This is a genomic window from Pedobacter sp. (genome assembly GCF_035566355.1).
GTDB lineage: Bacteria > Bacteroidota > Bacteroidia > Sphingobacteriales > Sphingobacteriaceae > Pedobacter.
The window spans coordinates 1-4623 of the sequence record NZ_DATMRL010000322.1; the positions used below are offsets into that span (position 1 = coordinate 1).

The window sequence follows — 4623 nt, forward strand, 5'->3', positions numbered from 1 at the left end:
AATCGGGATGTGGGTTGATTTGCAGCCAATGTGTACTTTCCGCTATGCTACTGCAGGTGCCGATTACAAAAACATTTTCATCAAGACGCGATATTTCATCTTTAATTTTAGCAGAATCCTTTTGATTCACTATGATTAAAATGGTCATTGTTCGAATTTTTAATTGCCACAGCCGATTAAATTAAAAAAGGGGAAATAGAAACACACCCAAAAAGTGTTTTGTGAAATTGGCAAATTTAAAGCTAATTACTTTATATTTGTAACTATTAAAAATTTATAAAATAAACTAATGAAAAAATATCCTATTAGGTGTCCCGTTACGGCTTACTTGAGTGTGATAGACGGTCATTGGAAACCGTTACTTCTTTGGCATTTGCAAACAAAACCGTTGCGTTTTAAAGATGTTCTGTCACGTGTCCCAGACATCTCGACAAGGGTACTTACAGAACAACTTAATGAAATGGAAGAGGATAAGCTGATTAGTCGCAGAGCCTACAATGAAACGCCTCCGAGGGTGGAGTACGAATTAACTGATTACGGTAGGACTTTATTACCTGGTTTGGCCTTGTTACGCGAGTGGGGCCTACAGTTTTTAAAAGAAAACAAACACCTCCTTCATCCCGATAGTGAATGGAATCAAAAAATTATCGAGCTACTATAAAATGAAGATCACATAGTTGGCGCTGCTCTTCTGCTTTTTTAATTGCCGGCGGAAAAACACATACGCAAATGAAAACGGCTATTATCCGACCAGGAACTGTATCGGGGTTTTAGAACTGTCGTTAAAAGCCAATGTTGAAATGACTAAAGGCGTGAGTCTACTGCGTAGGCCGAAAGAGGTGGTACCTCATTTCCACTAACAGATAACCAACTATGCAGATTATTGTGCCATCGGGGCAACCAATCTTACATCAATAAATCCCGGCAAACCACAATGATTGCCGCACCGCTATATAAATAATTCTCACAGAATATTCTCATATCGCAACCTAACTTTTTTAAGGGATAAAAAAAGTGTGTAATAAAATTTGGGAATTTAAAGACAATTACTTTATATTTGTAACTATTAAAACTTTACAAACTAAACTAATGAAAAAAATTGAGTATATACAATCAGCTAAATTAGCTGTTTCAGCAGGGCCTTTCAGCACAGGCGTAAAAGCCAACGGTTTTTTATTCTTATCAGGCCAGGTGGGAATTGACCAGGGCGGTAAACTGGCTGATGACTTTGATCTTGAGGTGAAGCAGATATTTAAAAATCTTGATGCTGTACTGTCGGAACAGAAGTTGACGTTCGACAACATCGTGAGCGTTACGGTATATTTAAAAGACATGCAGAATTTTAAACGCCTTAACGATATTTATAAAACTTACTTTAACGACTATTATCCGTCAAGGACCTGTATCGCGGTTTTAGAACTTCCCTTAAAAGCCAACGTTGAAATGACTATCACCGCCTTCTGATTATGCCTGTAGTTACATTTACTTTGCTGAAAGGTCGGCCGGCCGCCCTGAAGACCAATCTTGGTATGAAGTTTTCGTCAATAATAATTGCCTTATTTGCTTTTGTATTTAATGTCCAATCACAAAATGTTTTAGGGTATAGAATTCATGGCAATATTATATCAGATCATTCTCCCGTCGAATTTGTCAATGTTTTATTGTATTCATCCAAGGATACTGGAAAGATCTTAAAAGCAAGCACTACTGATTCAATAGGAGAGTTTACTTTAGATCATGTCTCCAACGGAAATTATATCATCAAAACATCATTGATTGGCTATCAACCATTCGTAAAAATTATAAATCTTAAAGATGAAGATTTTTTACTTAAAGATATTGATATTAAAAGCGATGCGGCGTTACTCAAAACAGTGGAAGTAACTTCTCAGAGAGATATTATACAAAAGACTACCACTGGATTTATTTATAATACTAAAGGTCAAATCAGCCAAGCAGGGGGTACAGCTACAGATTTATTGCGCAATACTCCCACATTGGTTGTAGATGAAGATGGAACCATCTCTATTAGAGGGAAGACACCACTGGTATTAGTAAATGGTCGTAATAGTGGCCTGACTTCTACTGATCGTATTCCGGCCAATTTAGTTGAAAGCATCGAGATTATATCGAATCCCGGAGCAAAGTATGATGCCGAAGCAGAAAGTGGTATCATCAATATCACATTAAAAAAAAATAAATCCAATGGTACCAACGGATCTTTAGCTTTTGGTATTGGATTTAGTAGTATGCCTCGTATGAATAGTGCGATCTTACTCAGTCATCAACAAGGAAAATGGAATATAGGTCTATCCTATGACAATCGATTTGCTAAAAGAAAACGGGAAGTACAAAGCGACCGATTAAATTATTTACTGCAAGATAATCATGATCTTGTACAGCAGGCTCATGATCATACATTAGTGGAAACACATAATTTAAAATTAAATGCAGACTATACCGCCGATGCTCAAAACCGATTTTCTTTTGAGTTAATAGGCAATATAAACAATTCAGATAATCACGAAGCATTGTACTCTAAAATTTTTAGAATAAATAATGTCTTCAAAAACAATAGCTATAGATTTAATGAGGAATATGAACATGGTAATGAAGCTGAAGGTGCATTATCCTATACACATCTATTCAATAATAAAAAAGAAAAATTTAGTATATCTGTAAATTCATCGATTGGTCATGAAAGACAAAATACTGATATCACCAATAATGCATTAAACGAACAAGATATACCAATCTCAAATGCTTTTCTACAACGAACCCATGACTATGAAATTTTGCATATCACCAATGCTAAGGTGGATTATACATTGCCTATCGGATCCAATGCACTCATAGAAACCGGTTATAAATCTACTTTTAGAAAAAGTAATTCAGATATTCTTAGCGAAGATTTTATTGGCCAACAATATGTCCCCAATGCAAAAGCATCTAATCTATTTAATTATTCTGATCAGACTCATGCAGTATATTTCAATTACTCCGATGTCATTGGTGGTGCAAAATTTCCTAATGTAACTTATTCTGCAGGATTACGAGGTGAATACACGACTTATCAAGGGGCTAATGCAAATCAATCGGTTGATTTTAAGAAAAATTATTTAGAACTATTTCCATCGGTTAATCTTGCTTATCATATCAATGAAAATGATTTATTAAAGATCAGCTATAGTCGTAGAATCAATCGCCCTTCATTTTCTTCTTTAAATCCATTCATTGATATTACAGATTCACTCAATCCTCATGGAGGCAATCCTTATTTAAAACCTGAATTAATTCATTCATTTGAACTAAGATACAGTAAAAAATGGAAAAGCATGACCTATATATCATCTATTTATTATCGTCACACTACAGATATTATCAGTCGATTTATTTCTTTATTCCCCAATGGCGTGGCTCTGATTACTCAGCAAAATTATGGTAAAGGTATCACCTATGGCATCGAACAAATATTGACAGGATCACCCATCAATCATCTGAATACCAATCTAAGCCTTTCACTATATAAACAACATATCGATGGCTCCAACGTGTCTACCGATGCGATAAAAGATCTCGTGAGTTGGTACTGTAAATGGATCAATAGTTATGTGATCGATAAAACATCTAAAGTACAATTGACCGCTAACTACATCTCACCCATTGCAACAGCACAAGGGACGCGCATCGCTGTGTATAATGTCGATATGGGATTTCAAAAAAAATTATTCAATAATAAAGCAGCATTAGCTTTAGTCGTTACCGATATATTTAATACTCAAAATAATGGATTTACTACATTGACATCCGATTTTAATTTTCATCGCACCGGTAAAGTAGATACGAGAGCTATACTTCTCACAGTTACTTATTCATTTAGATCAAAAGCTAAAGAAGAATTACTAGAGAATAAATTTGGAAATGATTGAATTCTTTCTGCATCAATATTTAGCAGATAATTCTCCATACTTTTCATTATTCTATCTTTTCTTTAAAATTGTAAGCTTCCCCGAAATCAAACATTGTCGAAACAGGTAAAAAAATATTCGAGTAGCTCTATTGGGATTGTAGATCCTTACGTTTTTGCTGTTGGTCACAACAAGAATTTTATAATAGTCAAGCAGCATCCCACAAAGGGCTTTGAAGGTGATTATTTAATAAATTCTCGCTCTTGTCCCATCCGGCACATAATGAACAGCTTTGAGTTTTACTAACATTTCAAAAACTCTTGTCTTAGCACCTTTGTCGCTGCTATCGTCTGATTCTGGGTCGATGATATACGTGTGGTATTTTACAGCAAGTGTCTTTTTTAGTTCTTCATTTGATTTTTCCCAAAGTGTAGGGAATAGTTCAGCGACATTGGAAGTTGCTGGTTCTTCTCCTTTTGTTAACATATCTGTAAAAAAGCCAAAAGAAATTCTAATGTCTTGTGGTCGAAAAGAATTTATTTGGTCTTTAAGAATCTCAATTTCTTCTTTTTTATGAATCTTCTTTTTTATTGGGTCAAAGAGAGATGAAATCGAATGTCCTGGATCAGGAAATGGGTGTTCAAATAAATTTTTTTGTAACAATAGAATTAGTCCGATTGCATCTTCTTTCTCAACCCTATTATCCGAATCGTGT

The 4623-nt window shown here is 34.9% G+C and carries 4 protein-coding genes; 3 read left to right on the forward strand and 1 reads right to left on the reverse strand.

Annotated features, from left to right (window positions below; all coding sequences use genetic code 11):
* Positions 1-289 precede the first annotated feature (289 nt).
* The 3 genes from VNZ46_RS12465 (at position 290) to VNZ46_RS12475 (ending at position 3929) form a co-directional block, all read left to right on the forward strand.
* Positions 290-661 (forward strand): helix-turn-helix domain-containing protein, encoded by a 372-nt coding sequence (locus VNZ46_RS12465; protein ID WP_325560457.1) that lies wholly within the window; start codon positions 290-292, stop codon positions 659-661.
* A 428-nt stretch (positions 662-1089) separates the two neighbouring features.
* Positions 1090-1464 (forward strand): Rid family detoxifying hydrolase, encoded by a 375-nt coding sequence (locus VNZ46_RS12470; RefSeq protein ID WP_325560458.1) that lies wholly within the window; start codon positions 1090-1092, stop codon positions 1462-1464.
* Positions 1465-1529: 65 nt separating this feature from the next.
* Complete coding sequence (locus VNZ46_RS12475; RefSeq protein ID WP_325560459.1) at positions 1530-3929, forward strand: outer membrane beta-barrel family protein; 2400 nt, start codon at positions 1530-1532, stop codon at positions 3927-3929.
* Between the two features lie 225 nt (positions 3930-4154).
* Here VNZ46_RS12475 and VNZ46_RS12480 read toward each other — a convergent pair.
* The coding region (locus VNZ46_RS12480) for a hypothetical protein (protein ID WP_325560460.1) at positions 4155-4623 on the reverse strand (469 nt) is incomplete at its 5' end.

What these genes read in the sequence shown, in the direction of transcription:
- VNZ46_RS12465 (WP_325560457.1), top strand. Translation starts at nt 290, where the DNA reads ATGAAAAAATATCCTATTAGGTGTCCCGTTACGGCTTACTTGAGTGTG.
- VNZ46_RS12470 (WP_325560458.1), top strand. Translation starts at nt 1,090, where the DNA reads ATGAAAAAAATTGAGTATATACAATCAGCTAAATTAGCTGTTTCAGCA.
- VNZ46_RS12475 (WP_325560459.1), top strand. Translation starts at nt 1,530, where the DNA reads ATGAAGTTTTCGTCAATAATAATTGCCTTATTTGCTTTTGTATTTAAT.